Genomic DNA, 15,902 nt, shown 5'->3' with positions numbered 1-15,902 from the left:
GTCCGCAAATGGCAGCACTCGGTTCAGCTGATTTACCGAGTTGCTACATTCGCGAGCAAGCTCGCTCCCACAACATCAACATCAACGTTACATAGCTGATCAGTCTTCAAGCAGCTCTTCAGCCGTGCTCAAGACGTTTTCCAGCGTAAAGCCGAACTCTTCGAACAAGGCTGACGCAGGGGCCGACTCGCCGAACGTGGTCATGCCGATCACGCGACCTTCCAGACCCACGTATTTGTACCAGTAGTCGGCGTGAGCCGCTTCGATGGCAATACGTGCACTGACCTGCAGCGGCAGAACAGCCTGCTTGTAGGCCGCATCCTGAGCTTCGAAGATGCTGGTGCATGGCATGGAGACCACACGAACGTTGCGACCCTGCTCGGTCAGCTTGTCATACGCCTGCACAGCCAGACCGACTTCAGAACCGGTCGCGATCAGAATTAGCTCAGGCTCTGCAGCGCAGTCACGCAGTACATAGCCGCCACGGGCAATGGCATCTATTTGCTGCTGTTCACGCGCTTGGTGAGTCAGGTTCTGACGCGAGAAAATCAACGCGGATGGGCCGTCATTGCGCTCGATGGCGTGTTTCCAGGCCACTGCCGATTCCACGGCATCTGCCGGACGCCAGGTGTCCAGGTTCGGCGTGGTACGCAGGCTGGTCAGTTGCTCGATCGGCTGGTGAGTCGGGCCGTCTTCGCCCAGACCGATGGAGTCGTGGGTGAATACGTAGATCACGCGCTTCTTCATCAGCGAGGCCATACGCACCGCGTTGCGAGCGTATTCCATGAAGATCAGGAAGGTTGCGCCATACGGCACGAAGCCGCCGTGCAGGGCAATACCGTTCATCATGGCGCCCATACCGAACTCACGAACACCGTAGTGCAGGTAGTTGCCGTTGGGGTCTTCGCCAGTGATGCTCTTGCAGCCTTTCCAGATGGTCAGGTTGGAGCCGGCCAGGTCGGCCGAACCACCGAGAATTTCCGGCAGCAACGGGCCCAGTGCGCTCAGGGCGTTCTGACTGGCCTTACGGCTGGCGATGGTTTCGCCTTTGGCGTTGACTTCGGCGACATAAGCAGCGGATTTCTCTGCAAAGTCAGCAGGCAACTCGCCGCTCATGCGACGAATGAAGTCGTTGGCCAGTTCAGGGAAAGCGGCGGAATAGGCAGCAAAGCGCTGATCCCACTCGGCTTCGGCAGCCAGGCCTTTTTCTTTCGCATTCCACTCGGCGTAGATATCAGCCGGAATTTCGAAAGGACCGTGGTTCCATTTCAGGGCCGCACGGGTCAGGGCGATTTCGTCCGCACCCAGCGGCGCACCATGGGATTCTTCCTTGCCCTGCTTGTTCGGCGAGCCAAAGCCGATGGTGGTCTTGCAGCAGATCAGCGTCGGCTTGTCGCTCTTGCGCGCGGTGTCGATGGCGGTCTTGATTTCTTCAGGGTCATGACCGTCGACATTGCGGATCACCAGCCAGCCGTAGGACTCGAAGCGCTTCGGCGTATCGTCGGTAAACCAGCCTTCGACTTCGCCATCGATGGAGATGCCGTTGTCGTCGTAAAACGCAATCAGCTTGTCCAGTTGCAGCGTACCGGCCAGGGAAGCGACTTCGTGGGAAATACCTTCCATCATGCAGCCATCACCCATAAACACGTAGGTATGGTGATCAACGATGGAATGGCCTGGACGGTTGAACTGTGCGGCGAGGGTTTTCTCGGCAGCGGCAAAACCGACGGCGTTGGCAAAACCCTGACCCAATGGGCCAGTAGTGGTTTCAACGCCTGGGGTATAGCCAAACTCGGGGTGACCCGGTGTGCGGCTGTGCAGCTGACGGAAGTTTTTCAGGTCGTCGATGGACAGGTCGTAGCCGGTCAGGTGCAGCAACGAATAGACCAGCATCGAACCATGGCCGTTGGACATGATGAAACGGTCACGGTCAGCAAACGCAGGGTTTGCAGGGTTGTGCCTCAGATAATCACGCCACAGAACCTCGGCGATATCCGCCATGCCCATCGGGGCACCCGGATGGCCGCTGTTGGCTTTTTGCACGGCATCCATGCTTAGGGCACGAATAGCATTGGCACGCTCACGACGGCTTGGCATCGCTGATCTCCTGGGAATTGTAAAATTAGGATCGGAAAAAAGACGGCCATTTTCCCTCAGGGACAGGCCGGGGGCAATCACAGATAGTCGACCATAGGCTTTTTTCCGGGGTTACGGACATTATTTGCCCTGTAAGACTGGATTACCCGTCAGCGCAACAAGTTCACAAGGCCTGACCGGTGCCACCCATCCAGCAATATCAAAACTTTTTGATATTGCCCTTGCAGCGCTCCGGATCGCTCTCTAGACTGCGCAGCTATGAACCTGCGTGTACCTGCCATTCGCCATGATGCATGCGACGACCTCTCTGCATTGTGCAAGGCCGGCGGCGATCCCTTGCGGCTTAATGTACTGCGTGTGCTGACCAACGATTCGTTCGGCGTGCTTGAGCTGGCGCAGATTTTTGCCATCGGCCAGTCTGGCATGAGTCATCACCTCAAGGTGCTGGCGCAGGCCGATCTGGTTGCAACGCGGCGTGAAGGCAATGCGATTTTCTACCGTCGCGCCCTGCCCCACACTGAATTGCCGGGTGGCAGGCTGCATGCGGCGCTGCTTGATGAAGTGGACACGCTGAACCTGCCGGACGACGTACAGAGCCGCATAGGCCTGGTGCATCGACAACGTGCACTGGCTAGCCAGGATTTCTTTGCCCGTACTGCCGAAAAGTTTCGTGCCCAGCAGGACCTGATCGCCGGTCTGGCGCAGTACAGCGAAAGCCTGCTGACCTTGCTCGACAAACTGAGCTTCGGCGCGCAGGCAACGGCGCTGGAAGTAGGCCCCGGCGACGGCGGCTTTCTGCCAGAGCTGGCCCGGCGCTTCGGTCAGGTTATCGCGATGGACAACAGCCCGGTGATGCTGGACCTGGCGCGCGGCGTCTGCGAGCGCAAGGCGCTGGCTAACGTTGAGCTGAGGCTGGCCGATGCACTGACGGACGCTAAAGTCAGTGCCGACTGCGTCGTCCTCAACATGGTGCTGCATCATTTCGCAGTCCCGGCCCAGGCCCTCAGGCAACTGGCTGAACACGTAAAACCCGGCGGTAGTTTGCTGGTAACAGAATTGTGTAGTCATGACCAGAGCTGGGCCAGGGAGGCCTGTGGCGATCTCTGGTTAGGTTTCGAGCAGGAAGACCTGGCCCGTTGGGCCATCGCTGCGGGGCTAGTTCCCGGGGAAAGCCTCTATGTAGGCTTACGTAATGGTTTCCAGATCCAGGTTCGCCATTTTCAGCGACCGGCTGGCGACACTCACCATCGGTAAAATGAAGGAAACCCGTAGAGATGAGCGAATATTCACTTTTCACCTCCGAGTCCGTGTCCGAAGGACATCCGGACAAGATCGCCGACCAGATTTCCGACGCGGTTCTGGACGCTATCATCGCTGAAGACAAATACGCCCGTGTAGCGTGCGAAACACTGGTCAAGACCGGTGTGGCAATCATCGCTGGCGAAGTGTCGACTTCGGCCTGGGTCGATCTGGAAGACATCGTGCGTAACGTCATCCTCGACATCGGCTACAACAGCTCCGACGTCGGTTTCGACGGCGCGACTTGCGGCGTGATGAACATCATCGGCAAACAGTCGGTAGACATCGCCCAAGGCGTTGACCGCAGCAAGCCTGAAGATCAGGGCGCTGGCGACCAGGGCCTGATGTTCGGCTACGCCAGCAACGAAACCGACGTGCTGATGCCAGCACCGATCACCTTCTCTCACCAATTGGTGCAGCGTCAGGCCGAAGCGCGTAAATCCGGCCTGCTGCCGTGGTTGCGCCCGGATGCAAAATCCCAGGTTACCTGCCGTTACGAAAACGGCAAGGTTGTCGGCGTCGACGCCATCGTACTGTCGACTCAGCACAACCCGGATGTGTCCTACAAGGACCTGCGCGAAGGCGTGATGGAGCTGATCGTCAAGCACGTCATCCCTGCGCACCTGCTGCACAAGGACACCCAGTTCCACATCAACCCGACCGGCAACTTCATCATCGGTGGCCCGGTAGGTGACTGTGGCCTGACCGGCCGCAAGATCATCGTCGACACCTACGGCGGCATGGCCCGTCACGGTGGCGGTGCATTCTCCGGCAAGGACCCATCGAAGGTTGACCGTTCGGCTGCTTACGCCGGTCGTTACGTGGCCAAGAATATCGTGGCTGCCGGTCTGGCCGAGCGTTGCGAAATTCAGGTGTCCTACGCTATCGGCGTGGCACAGCCGACGTCGATCTCGCTGAACACCTTCGGCACCGGCAAGCTGTCCGATGACAAGATCATCAAGCTGGTCCGCGACAACTTCGACCTGCGCCCATACGCCATCACCACCATGCTCGACCTGCTGCACCCGATGTACCAGGCCACTGCGGCCTACGGCCACTTCGGCCGTACCCCGGTCGAAATGACCGTTGGCGATGACACCTTCACCGCCTTCACCTGGGAAAAAACCGACCGCGCCGACGCCCTGCGCGCCGCTGCCGGTCTGTAAAAAACCAGAAAAAAGCCCCGAGCGACCTGGTCGTTCGGGGCTTTTTTTCGTCTGGCGATTATCGTGCGACGCTCCGCGTCGCATGCCGTTCTGGACGCTCTGCGTCCGATCTTGAATACGCGGCGCGGCACAGATCTGTGACGCGGAGCGTCACGCACTGCATTCCGACGCTGGAGCGTGCGGAACGATAACCTCAACTATCTCAACTATCTCAACTATCGTGCGACGCTCCGCGTCGTATGCCGTTCCGGACGCTCTGCGTCCTGTCATCAAACAGGCCGCGCAGGGCTTTGGCAAAACCCGGTAACCAAGCAACCCGTCTATAAACAACACCAGCAACTAGCCTCATCAAGCCCATTCCTAAAGCAAGGATGCTTCGATGTTGCCCACCATTCGCCTGATGACGCGTGCCCTTCTGTTTCTTCTGCCCGGCCTCGGCTATGCCAGTCAATGCCCTGACTGGTCTGCAGCCAAGGCGCGCAGCGAGGTCACAAACTTGCAACAGCAGATGGCTGCGTGGGACGACAGCTACCACCGCCAGGGCATTTCGCACATTCCGGACGAGCTCTACGATCAGGCGCGGCAGAAGCTGAACCTGTGGCGCTCGTGCTTTGCCGTTTCCACCCCAGAGGCCGATCCGCTAAAGACAGCAGTCGGCCCGTTGCCTCATCCCGTTGCGCACACGGGCGTCAACAAGCTGGCCGACGAAAGCAGCGTCAAGGACTGGCTCAAGGGCCGCAACGATCTGTGGATTCAACCCAAGGTCGATGGCGTGGCAGTCACACTCGTTTACGAAAAAGGTCAGCTGGTGCAAGCGATCAGTCGCGGCGACGGGCGCAAGGGCCAGGACTGGACTTCGCAGGCACGACTGATAAAGGCCATTCCTCAGCATCTATCCCACCATGACTCCCTGATCCTGCAAGGCGAGCTGTACTGGCGGTTGACCGATCATATTCAGGCAACATCCGGCAGCGTCAACGCGCGCAGCAAGGTGGCAGGCATGCTGGCCCGGCAGACAATCAGCCCGCAGCAGGCTGATGCCATCGGGCTATTCGTCTGGGACTGGCCAAACGGGCCTACCGATATGGCTCAACGACTCGCAGGCCTGCAAGCCATGGGCTTTGAAGGCAGCGAGGCGTACACGCACTCACTGGAAAATCATGTTCAGGCTGCGAGATGGCGCGAGCATTGGTACCGTAATCCTCTGCCGTTCGCGACAGATGGCGTGATCATGCGCCAGGGCCAGCGCCCACCGATGCAACGCTGGCAAGCCAGTGCGCCTTACTGGATCGCGGCCTGGAAGCACCCTTACGCACAGGCACTGGCCGAGGTGCGCAAGGTCAGCTTCAATATCGGTCGCAGCGGCAGGATTACCCCTGTGCTGGAGCTGACCCCGGTACGTCTCGACGACCGTACCGTCAGCCGCATCAGCACCGGCTCACTGCAACGCTGGCAAACACTGGATATAAGACCTGGCGATCAGGTAGCCGTGAGCCTGGCCGGGCTGACGATTCCGAGACTCGACGGCGTGATATCCCGCGCGGCTGAACGAGTTGAAATGATCACTCCGCAAGCCGACGACTTTCATGAGTTGAGCTGCTGGCAAGCCACCCCAGGCTGTGAAAGCCAGTTCCGCGCCAGACTGATCTGGCTCAGCGGCAAGAAAGGCCTTGCGCTGCCCGGCGTCGGTCCGGGGACCTGGGACAAGCTTATTGAAAACGGCCAAATAGAGAGCCTGCTCGATTGGATGACCCTGAATCATACTGAGCTTGCTAACATTCCCGGCTTCGCAGAGCGCAGCAGCGCTAAACTGCTCGCCAGCCTGCAAACAGCGCGTGAACGGCCGTTTCAGACGTGGCTCAAGGCCATCGGACTGCCGCCCACAGGAAGCGCAACACTTCCTGACAATTGGCAGGAACTGGCCGGGCGTAGCGTTGAGCAATGGCAAGCAGAGCCGGGCATAGGGTCTGGCCGGGCAGCGAAACTGAGGTCTTTTTTTCAGGCCCCAGAGGTGCAGGCATTGAGCTATCAATTGCAGGCTCAGGGTATTTCAGGTTTTAAGTAGCGGACGTCCATTTTTTGTCCGTGTTCAAACGGAGTTCATATGCAGTTTTTATCACCACTGATCCTTTTCACCAGTTGCACGCTACTGGCTACAACGCTGCTGGCAGATGAGCAGGCACCCGCACCTTCCGAGTGCCAGATCAAAAGCCAGGAAATCAGCAGCAAGATTCAGGACGCCAAGACCGAAGGTAACAAGGCCGAGCAGGCCGGGCTTGAGAAGGCCCTCGCCGAGGTCAATGCCAACTGCACCGAAACCTCATTGATCAAGCAGAGAAAGCAAAAGGTGCTGGACGCCAAGCAGGAAGTCAGCCGCCGCCAGACCGACTTGAACAAGGCCATGGACAAAGGTGATCCGGAGAAGATCAACAAGCGCAAGGACAAGCTGGCCGAGTCGCGCAAAGAGTTGCAGGAAGCCCAGACCGACCTTGAGAAAGTCCAGCCTGACGATTGATCAAGGTTGCGGCGCTGCGGATTATCGGCAGCGCCGCAACCTGGCTGTCAGGATACGGCCGGGAAAGCCGACACGCCGAACAGCGCGACGATGAGCCCCATGCCCACCAGCCAGACTATCGAACGCAGTGCGGCGAGGTCAGCCAGATAGAAGATGATGTACAACAGACGACTGGTGATGAACAGCACCGCCAGCACATCAATGGTCACCAGCTGCGCATTGCCGGCAATGTGCGCGATGATGACCGCTGCGGCAAACGCCGGTGTCGCTTCATAGCTGTTGAGCTGGGCAGCATGCGCACGGCGCGGGAAACCCTCCAGCTTGTCGAGAAAGGCGCGCGGGTCATGATTGTGTCCGCTGCCGAATTTGCCGCTGCCGAACTTGGCGATACCGGCACACATAATCGGCAGCAGGATCGCGACCAGCACGCACCAGAAAGCAACTGTCATACGTCCATCCTTATAGGTTCAGCTTCATCTGAAGCATCCGGGCACTACCCGCTCACAAGCTATGAGCCGGGGGGCAGCGAAAGGTTCTTGAAGAACGACCAGCAACCTGACGCATTACACCAGTTTAGGAAAGATCAGGCTGAACGTCGTGAAGTGTCCGGGCTCGCTCTCGACCGTCACCTGCCCTTCATGCAGGCTCATGATGGAACGCACAATCGCCAGCCCAAGCCCCGTCCCGCCCTGCTGTCGCGCGCGGCTGACATGAACCCGATAGAAGCGATCGAACAGCCGCGACAGGTGTTCGGCATCGATCCCCTCGCCCGCATTGCGCACCGCCAGTGACACTTCATCTGCATGCGTGGCAAGGGTGATGGTAATGACACTGCCGGACAGACCGTGGCGAATAGCGTTGGACAGCAGGTTCGAAATCGCTCGCTGAATCATCAGCCGCTCGCCTGTTGCCTTCGCGTTACCCTGAACCTGCAAGGTGATGTCGCGCTCTTCCGCCGAAGATGAAAACAGCTCGGCGACCTTATCGGCTTCTTCGCGCAGGTCGATGACCTCAACCGGCAACGGCGCGGCAGGCTGGCTGACACTGGCCAGAAACAGCATCTGGCTGATCATGCGCGACATGCGCTCCAGCTCCTCGGTACACGATTCCAGCGCCTGCTTGTACTCTACCGAAGGGCGCGGCCTGGACAGCGTGACCTGCGCCTTGCCCATCAGGTTGTTCATGGGCGAGCGCAACTCATGCGCGAGGTCGTCCGAGAACTGCGCCAGTTGCTGCACATCGCCGTCCAGCCGGTGCAGCATGAAATTGACCGCATGCGCCAGGTCGCGCAACTCATCAGGCAGGCCCTTCACTTTCATGCGATGAGACAGATCGCGAGCCGAGATCAGCGCCGTTACTTTTCTGAAAGCGCCCAACGGCCTGAGACCACGACGCACTACCCACCAGGCACCGAAGCCGACCAGCAGCAAGATCAGCGGCAGTATCAGGAAAGTCGATTTCAAATAAGCGTGCAGCAGCGTGCTGTCACTTTCCCGATCCATCGACAGCCTGACGAGAATATCCTGCCCTGTCTTGAGGTGTATTTCCCTGTAACCCATCAGAATCTTGTGGCCGTGTACCGACTGCAACTCCTGAAAGCCTTGAGGTATGTGATCTGCCTCGGGGACAGGCAGGTTCCGGCCTTCCTCGTTACCGACCATCATCAATTGCTGCCGAGGATTGCCCGCGTCGAGCACCATCAACGAATAGCTGTCGTGTCCGATGATCTGGTCACGCAGGGTATGAGGGTATTGAACAATGTCTTCGATGCCGAGAAAGCCCTCGCTCATGCTGTGTTCAATCTGCGCGAACTTCTCGTTCAGGCTGTCTTCGGCGCGCAGATCGAGCTGACGGGAAATAGCCGCATAAGCGAGCATTTCCATTACCAGCACCAGGCACGCAATCAGCGCAGTAACGGTCAGCCCCAGGCGCGTCGACAGACGCGTCGGTTTCATTCACGCACTTCCAGCACATAGCCCACGCCGCGCAACGTGTGGATCAGCTTGGTCTCGAAAGGATCGTCGATCTTCGCGCGCAGGCGACGGATCGACACTTCCACCACATTGGTGTCGCAATCGAAGTTCATGTCCCAGACCAGAGAAATGATCTGGGTACGCGACATGACTTCCCCGCTGTGACGCATCAGCAGGTGCAGGAGCGCGAACTCCTTGGTGGTCAGGTCGATGCGCTGGCTGCCGCGAAACGCCCGGTGCCGCCCTTGATCAAGCTCCAGATCGCCAACCTGCAACACCTTGGAGGTGGTGGTCTGCTCGCTGCGCCGCATCAACGTGCGGACCCTTGCCAATAGCTCGGGAAACTCGAACGGCTTGACCAGATAGTCATCCGCGCCCAATTCCAGACCCTTGACCTTCTCTTCCAGGCGCCCTCGTGCAGTGAGCATCATGACGCGCGTACTGACCGTCTTCCTCAGGCGACTCAACACCTCCCAGCCGTCCATTTCCGGCAGGTTCACATCCAGTATCACCACATCGTAAGCCTGATGCTGCGCGAGATAGAGGCCATCGAGCCCGGTTGCAGCGATATCGACGATATAGCCACTTTCGGTCAGACCCTGATGCATGTACTCGGCAGTTTTCGGCTCGTCCTCTACGACAAGGATTCGCATAACCAGGCTTCCTGTTTGATGAACGGATGATGACGATGCCGTGCAGTGTACTGAAAAGAAACGCTTATCTTGCTGGATAACAAAATCGTAATTTTCCAGCAATCCCTCTGATAGCTCCGGTTACATAAAGTCCCCACAGCCAACTTCAGCGCCAAGGTGCCTGTTTGTTTTTTGTTTTGATGGGGTGCTTCATGGACAGGGTAATTCATGCGACTGAAGAACAACGTACGCACTCCGCGTACCGGTCTGGTAACAGGGTGCCCGGCATGAAAGTCGCCGCACTTTGTCTACTGCTGTTGCCATTTGCTGCTCCCGGCATCGCAGCAGCCCAGGGCATCAGCCTGGCTCAGGCGCTGGACGCAGCCTTCGCCCGCAACCCGGAACTCGCCGCCGCGCAATGGGAGATCGGCGTTGCCGAAGGTGATCGCCAGCAGGCCGGGCTGATCCCCAACCCGGTGGTGTCGTGGGAGGTTGAAGACACACGCCGCGAGACCAGCACCACCACCGTGATGCTCAGCCAGGCACTGGAACTGGGCGGCAAGCGCGGAGCACGCATCGAAGCCGCCAGCAAGGGCCAGGACGCCGCCCGGCTGGAGCTGGAGCGACGCGGCAACGAACTGCGGGCCGAAGTGGTTCAGGCGTTCTACGCAGCGGCGCGGGCGCAGGCAGGTCTGGACCTGGCGCGCCAGTCCAGAATACTGGCCGAGCGCGGCCTGCAGGTTGCCGAAGGGCGTGTTCGGGCGGGCAAGGTGTCACCGGTGGAGGCCACGCGCGCTCAGGTGCAACTGGCTGAAACCGACCTGCTGGTAAGGCGCGCCGAGACCCTGAAGATCAACAGCAACCGTGAACTGGCGCGCACCACAGGTTCGCCGGTCGCCTCTTTTGAGCGTCTGGAATACACCGATCTGTCGCCGGGCAAGCTGCCACCGAGCGCAAAGCTACTGACCGCCATCAACCAGTCTGCCGAGCTACGCCTCGCTCAGGCGCAGATAGAACAGCGCGAAGCCGCGCTGGGTTCAGAACGCGCCAAGCGCATCCCTGACCTGACCGTCAGCGTCGGCAGCCAGTACAGCCGCGAAGAGCGCGAACGGGTCAACGTCGTGGGTCTGTCGATGCCGCTACCGTTATTCGACCGGAATCAGGGCAACGTACTTGCAGCATCACGCCGGGCCGACCAGTCACGCGACCTGCGCAATGCTGTTGAGCTCAAGCTGCGCACCCAGACCCAGTCCGCACTCGATCAGTGGAGTACTGCCGCGCAGGAAGTCGAGTCCTTCAATCAGGTCATCCTGCCCGCCGCGCAGCGCGCCGTCGACACCGCAACGCGCGGTTTCGAAATGGGCAAGTTCGGTTTTCTGGAAGTGCTGGATGCGCAACGAACGCTGATTTCAGCGCGCAGCCAGTACCTGGAATCGCTGGCGACTGCCACCGAAGCCCGAGTGGCTGTCGAGCGAATTCACGGTGATCTCAACCGGTTCAGCCTCAACCCCTGACTGTCTTTGTCCGCCTATATCGAGCGTATCGCAAGGTGCCGCAAGCGCCTGATCGCCGGGAGCCTTTATGAACAACAAACGAAGCATTGCCATCACGCTGGCGGTGGTGGCCATCATTGGTCTGGGCAGTCTGACGCTGAACCCGCAGATGCTGCCATTCGCAACTGGAACAGAGCCATCAGGCGAGAAACACGACCATGACGCCGAACCAGGTCATGCCGAGGAGCAAGGCCACTCCGACGAGCAGAAAACACCAGGCGCCGTAGCGTCAGAATCTTCCCATGAAGAGGAAGAAGGACACATCGAACTGAGCGCCGAGCAGATCAAGACTGCCGGCATCGAGCTGGCAAGCGCAGAACCTCGACAGATGAGCACCACTGTGACCTTCCCCGGCGAAATCCGCTTCGATGAGGACCGCACCGCGCATGTCGTGCCTCGGGTCAGCGGTGTGGTCGAATCAGTGAAGGTCGATCTGGGTCAAGCCGTGAAAAAGGGTCAGGTGCTGGCAGTGATTGCCAGCCAGCAGATCTCCGATCAACGCAGCGAACTGAACGCCGCACAACGCCGCCAGGAACTGGCCCGCCTGACGTTACAGCGCGAGAAAAAACTCTGGGAAGACAAGATTTCCGCCGAGCAGGACTACTTGCAAGCGCGCCAGGAGTTTCAGGAGGCCGACATCAACCTGGCCAACGCCCGGCAGAAGATCAGCGCCATCGGTGCCAGCCTGACCCCATCCGCAGGCAATCGCTACGAATTGATCGCGCCATTTGACGCCATGGTCGTGGAGAAACACCTCGGCATCGGCGAGATGGTCAGCGAAGCGAGCAATGCCTTCACGCTGTCCGACCTGTCGCGTGTCTGGGCCACCTTCGGCGTAGCGCCCAAGGACCTGGACAAGGTGGTGGTCGGTCGTCCGGTCATCGTCAGCGCGCCCGATCTGAATGCGCGGGTCGAAGGAAAGATTGGTTACGTCGGCAGCCTGCTGGGCGAGCAGACTCGCGCTGCCGCCGTGCGCGTGACCCTTGCCAACCCGCAGGGTGCCTGGCGTCCCGGCCTGTTCGTGTCGGTGGAAGTCGCCGCCGAGCAGACCAGCGTGGCGGTCAGCATTCCCGAGTCGGCGATTCAGTCGATTGAGGACAAACCCTCGGTCTTCGTACGCAACGCTGAAGGTTTTCAACTGACACCGGTAACGCTGGGTCGCCGCGATGGCGGCTACGTGGAAATCGTCAAAGGCCTGGCTGGCGGTACACAAGTGGCTGCCGCGGGCAGTTTCATCCTCAAGTCGGAGCTGGGCAAAGGCTCCGCCGAGCACGCCCATTGATCTGCGTCACACGAGTACACCTCCATGTTTGAACGGTTGATTCAATTCGCGATTGAACAGCGCATCGTTGTGATGCTTGCTGTGCTGCTCATGGCTGGGCTGGGCATTGCCAGTTACCAGAAACTGCCTATCGATGCCGTCCCCGACATCACCAACGTACAGGTGCAGATCAACACGTCGGCACCCGGCTTCTCGCCGCTGGAAACCGAACAGCGCATCACGTTCGCCATCGAGACCAACATGGCAGGCCTGCCCGGTCTGCAACAGACGCGCTCGCTGTCGCGCTCGGGCCTGTCTCAGGTCACAGTGATTTTCGAAGACGGCACTGACCTGTTCTTTGCCAGGCAGTTGGTGGGCGAGCGCCTGCAGATTGCCAAGGACCAGTTGCCTGAAGGCGTCGACGCGATGATGGGGCCGATTTCCACCGGCCTCGGCGAGATCTTTCTGTGGACGGTCGAGGCCCGAGAGGGCGCACTGAAAGAAGACGGCACGCCGTACACGCCGACCGACCTGCGGGTGATTCAGGACTGGATCATCAAGCCGCAATTACGCAACGTACCGGGCGTGGCCGAGATCAACACCATCGGCGGTTTTGCCAGGCAGTATCAGATTGCGCCCGATCCGAAGAAGCTGGCGGCCTACAAACTGACACTGAACGATCTGGTGGCTGCGCTTGAGCGCAACAACGCCAATGTCGGCGCAGGTTACATCGAGCGCGGCGGTGAGCAACTGCTGATACGCGCACCGGGCCAGCTCGGCACGGTGGACGATATCGCCAACATCGTCATCGCCAACGTGCAGGGCACGCCCATCAGGATCAGCAGCGTGGCCGAGGTCGGTATCGGCAAGGAAATGCGCTCCGGCGCAGCCACCGAAAACGGCCGTGAAGTGGTGCTTGGTACGGTGTTCATGCTGATCGGTGAAAACAGCCGGACGGTGTCACAGGCCGTAGCCGCCAAACTCGCCGACATCAATCGCACACTGCCCGAAGGCGTCGAGGCGGTAACGGTTTACGACCGCACCAACCTGGTCGAAAAAGCCATCGCAACAGTGAAAAAGAACCTGATCGAAGGCGCGATTCTGGTCATCGTGATTCTGTTCCTGTTTCTGGGCAACATCCGTGCTGCGCTGATCACCGCCATGGTGATTCCGCTGGCCATGCTGTTTACTTTCACCGGCATGTTCACCAACAAGGTCAGCGCCAACCTGATGAGCCTGGGCGCGCTGGACTTCGGCATTATCGTCGACGGCGCGGTGGTGATCGTCGAAAACGCCATTCGCAGGCTGGCGCATGCCCAGAAGAAATACGGCCGCATGCTGACCCGCTCCGAGCGTTTCCACGAGGTCTTCGCCGCCGCCAGAGAAGCCCGTCGACCGCTGATTTTCGGCCAGTTGATCATCATGGTCGTGTACCTGCCGATCTTCGCCCTCACCGGTGTGGAAGGCAAAATGTTCCACCCTATGGCGTTCACTGTGGTCATTGCCCTGCTCGGTGCCATGATCCTCTCGGTGACCTTCGTGCCTGCCGCCATCGCCATATTCGTCACCGGCAAGGTCAAGGAAGAAGAAGGTTTTGTGATGCGCACCGCTCGCCACCGTTACGCGCCGATACTGAGCTGGGTATTGGGGCATCGATCGATAGCGTTCGGTTTGGCCTTGGTGCTGATTGTCTTGTCGGGCTTCACCGCCAGCCGCATGGGCAGCGAGTTCATCCCAAGCTTGAGCGAAGGCGACTTCGCCTTGCAGGCGCTGCGGGTGCCCGGCACCAGCCTGACCCAGTCGGTGGACATGCAGCAGCGTCTGGAAAAAGCCATCATCGACAAGGTCCCGGAAGTGCAGCGCGTATTCGCCCGCACCGGCACCGCCGAGATCGCCGCCGACCCGATGCCGCCCAACATCTCTGACAGCTACGTGATGCTCAAGCCCCAAAGCGAATGGCCTGACCCGGACAAGTCTCGCGAAACGCTGATCGCCGACCTGCAAAAGGCCGCCGCCAGTGTGCCGGGCAGCAACTACGAACTGTCCCAGCCGATCCAGTTGCGCTTCAACGAACTGGTTTCCGGAGTGCGCAGCGACGTTGCAGTGAAGGTCTTCGGCGACGACATGAACGTGCTCAACCAGACCGCAGCAAAAATTGCCGCCACCCTGCAAAAAGTGCCAGGCGCTTCAGAAGTGAAGGTGGAACAGACCACCGGCCTGCCGGTACTGACCATCAACATCGATCGCGACAAAGCCGCGCGTTACGGCCTTAACGTGGCCGATGTGCAGGACGCCATCGCCATTGCGCTGGGCGGTCGTCAGGCGGGAACGTTGTATGAAGGCGATCGCCGCTTCGACCTGGTGGTGCGCCTGTCCGAGCAACTGCGCACCGACGTGAACGGGCTCTCCAGCCTGCTCATTCCGGTGCCTGCGAGTGCCAACAGCAACCAGCAGATCAGCTTCATCGCACTGTCCCAGGTCGCCAGCCTTGATCTGGTATTGGGCCCGAACCAGATCAGCCGCGAGAACGGCAAGCGTGTCGTTATCGTCAGCGCCAACGTGCGCGGCCGGGACCTCGGCTCGTTTGTCGAAGAAGCAGGCACCACCATCGACAGCGGCGTGCAGATCCCGGCGGGTTACTGGACCAATTGGGGCGGCCAGTTCGAGCAACTGCAATCGGCCGCCAAACGCCTGCAAATCGTCGTGCCAGTAGCATTGCTGCTGGTGCTGGCGCTGCTGTTCATGATGTTCAATAACCTCAAAGACGGCCTGCTGGTATTCACCGGCATCCCGTTCGCCCTCACCGGCGGCGTCATGGCCCTGTGGCTGCGCGATATTCCCCTGTCGATCTCCGCAGGCGTGGGCTTCATCGCCCTGTCGGGCGTGGCGGTGCTGAACGGTCTGGTGATGATCGCCTTCATCCGCAGCCTGCGCGAAGAAGGCCGCTCGCTGCACGACGCCATCACCGAAGGCGCCCTCACCCGCCTGCGCCCGGTGCTGATGACCGCACTGGTCGCATCCCTGGGCTTCATCCCCATGGCCCTCGCCACCGGCACTGGTGCCGAAGTGCAGCGACCGCTGGCGACGGTGGTGATTGGCGGGATTCTGTCGTCGACCGCGCTGACGTTGTTGGTGTTGCCGGCGTTGTATCAGTGGGCGCATCGGCGGGAGGAGGATGAGGTCGAGGCGTTGAAGCAGGGTTTCAAGTAACCGCCAAAGCTTCAGGAGGCTCGTGATAGAGCATCCTGAAGCTTTCACCTGCCCGCAGTGAACTTTCAGTTAAAGGAAGGTCGAAACACTCGCCATTGAAAGTAGCGTTCGTCCGTAGCTTTTATCCCACAGGATTTTCAGGGCTTTCCTGCTCATCAGTCCGCTCAGAGATATAGTCCGGTCCCGTTAAAGTGCT

Annotated in this window: 11 protein-coding genes; 7 read left to right on the top strand and 4 right to left on the bottom strand. The window is 59.7% G+C overall.

Annotated features, from left to right (window positions below; all coding sequences use genetic code 11):
* Positions 1-99: 99 nt before the first annotated feature.
* Positions 100-2,097, bottom strand: a complete 1,998-nt coding sequence (gene tkt, locus AC4ANK_RS27820) for a transketolase (RefSeq protein WP_002555696.1) — start codon at positions 2,095-2,097, stop codon at positions 100-102.
* Between the two features lie 258 nt (positions 2,098-2,355).
* Here tkt and AC4ANK_RS27815 point away from each other — a divergent pair, with 258 nt between their 5' ends.
* The 4 genes from AC4ANK_RS27815 (at position 2,356) to AC4ANK_RS27800 (ending at position 7,077) form a co-directional block, all read left to right on the top strand.
* The gene (locus tag AC4ANK_RS27815) at positions 2,356-3,351 is read left to right on the top strand and encodes an ArsR/SmtB family transcription factor (RefSeq protein ID WP_002555697.1); all 996 of its coding nucleotides are present in this window, start codon (positions 2,356-2,358) and stop codon (positions 3,349-3,351) included.
* 20 nt (positions 3,352-3,371) lie between these two features.
* Complete coding sequence (gene metK, locus AC4ANK_RS27810; protein WP_002555698.1) at positions 3,372-4,562, top strand: methionine adenosyltransferase; 1,191 nt, start codon at positions 3,372-3,374, stop codon at positions 4,560-4,562.
* A gap of 379 nt (positions 4,563-4,941) precedes the next feature.
* Positions 4,942-6,627 (top strand): NAD-dependent DNA ligase LigB, encoded by a 1,686-nt coding sequence (gene ligB, locus AC4ANK_RS27805; RefSeq protein ID WP_460383815.1) that lies wholly within the window; start codon positions 4,942-4,944, stop codon positions 6,625-6,627.
* Between the two features lie 39 nt (positions 6,628-6,666).
* Positions 6,667-7,077: a DUF1090 domain-containing protein gene (locus tag AC4ANK_RS27800; RefSeq protein WP_002555700.1), complete on the top strand. Its 411-nt coding sequence runs from the start codon at positions 6,667-6,669 to the stop codon at positions 7,075-7,077.
* 47 nt (positions 7,078-7,124) lie between these two features.
* Here the strand turns inward: AC4ANK_RS27800 and AC4ANK_RS27795 are convergent, their stop codons facing one another.
* From AC4ANK_RS27795 to AC4ANK_RS27785, 3 genes are all read right to left on the bottom strand, one after another.
* Positions 7,125-7,526, bottom strand: a complete 402-nt coding sequence (locus AC4ANK_RS27795) for an MAPEG family protein (RefSeq protein WP_002555701.1) — start codon at positions 7,524-7,526, stop codon at positions 7,125-7,127.
* Between the two features lie 114 nt (positions 7,527-7,640).
* Positions 7,641-9,032 carry a heavy metal sensor histidine kinase gene (locus tag AC4ANK_RS27790; protein WP_044320866.1) on the bottom strand — a complete coding sequence of 464 codons (1,392 nt, stop codon included), beginning with the start codon at positions 9,030-9,032 and terminating at the stop codon, positions 7,641-7,643.
* Entirely contained in the window at positions 9,029-9,703 is a 675-nt protein-coding gene (locus AC4ANK_RS27785) for a heavy metal response regulator transcription factor (RefSeq protein WP_002555704.1), read from the bottom strand. Before AC4ANK_RS27785 ends, AC4ANK_RS27790 begins: the two co-directional genes overlap by 4 nt.
* A 266-nt stretch (positions 9,704-9,969) precedes the next feature.
* Here AC4ANK_RS27785 and AC4ANK_RS27780 point away from each other — a divergent pair, with 266 nt between their 5' ends.
* The 3 genes from AC4ANK_RS27780 (at position 9,970) to AC4ANK_RS27770 (ending at position 15,706) form a co-directional block, all read left to right on the top strand.
* Positions 9,970-11,196 (top strand): TolC family protein, encoded by a 1,227-nt coding sequence (locus AC4ANK_RS27780; protein ID WP_002555705.1) that lies wholly within the window; start codon positions 9,970-9,972, stop codon positions 11,194-11,196.
* A gap of 67 nt (positions 11,197-11,263) precedes the next feature.
* Entirely contained in the window at positions 11,264-12,517 is a 1,254-nt protein-coding gene (locus AC4ANK_RS27775) for an efflux RND transporter periplasmic adaptor subunit (RefSeq protein ID WP_460383811.1), read from the top strand.
* A gap of 24 nt (positions 12,518-12,541) precedes the next feature.
* Positions 12,542-15,706: a CusA/CzcA family heavy metal efflux RND transporter gene (locus tag AC4ANK_RS27770; protein WP_044423942.1), complete on the top strand. Its 3,165-nt coding sequence runs from the start codon at positions 12,542-12,544 to the stop codon at positions 15,704-15,706.
* The last annotated feature ends 196 nt before the right edge of the window (positions 15,707-15,902 follow it).

This window comes from Pseudomonas sp. Pmew2 (genome assembly GCF_058129885.1).
This window is presented reverse-complemented; position numbering and strand designations above follow the sequence as displayed.

Excerpts from the sequence above, each read along its gene's own strand:
- tkt (WP_002555696.1), bottom strand. The coding sequence starts at position 2,097 with ATGCCAAGCCGTCGTGAGCGTGCCAATGCTATTCGTGCCCTAAGCATG.
- AC4ANK_RS27815 (WP_002555697.1), top strand. The coding sequence starts at position 2,356 with ATGAACCTGCGTGTACCTGCCATTCGCCATGATGCATGCGACGACCTC.
- metK (WP_002555698.1), top strand. The coding sequence starts at position 3,372 with ATGAGCGAATATTCACTTTTCACCTCCGAGTCCGTGTCCGAAGGACAT.
- ligB (WP_460383815.1), top strand. The coding sequence starts at position 4,942 with ATGTTGCCCACCATTCGCCTGATGACGCGTGCCCTTCTGTTTCTTCTG.
- AC4ANK_RS27800 (WP_002555700.1), top strand. The coding sequence starts at position 6,667 with ATGCAGTTTTTATCACCACTGATCCTTTTCACCAGTTGCACGCTACTG.
- AC4ANK_RS27795 (WP_002555701.1), bottom strand. The coding sequence starts at position 7,526 with ATGACAGTTGCTTTCTGGTGCGTGCTGGTCGCGATCCTGCTGCCGATT.
- AC4ANK_RS27790 (WP_044320866.1), bottom strand. The coding sequence starts at position 9,032 with ATGAAACCGACGCGTCTGTCGACGCGCCTGGGGCTGACCGTTACTGCG.
- AC4ANK_RS27785 (WP_002555704.1), bottom strand. The coding sequence starts at position 9,703 with ATGCGAATCCTTGTCGTAGAGGACGAGCCGAAAACTGCCGAGTACATG.
- AC4ANK_RS27780 (WP_002555705.1), top strand. The coding sequence starts at position 9,970 with ATGAAAGTCGCCGCACTTTGTCTACTGCTGTTGCCATTTGCTGCTCCC.
- AC4ANK_RS27775 (WP_460383811.1), top strand. The coding sequence starts at position 11,264 with ATGAACAACAAACGAAGCATTGCCATCACGCTGGCGGTGGTGGCCATC.
- AC4ANK_RS27770 (WP_044423942.1), top strand. The coding sequence starts at position 12,542 with ATGTTTGAACGGTTGATTCAATTCGCGATTGAACAGCGCATCGTTGTG.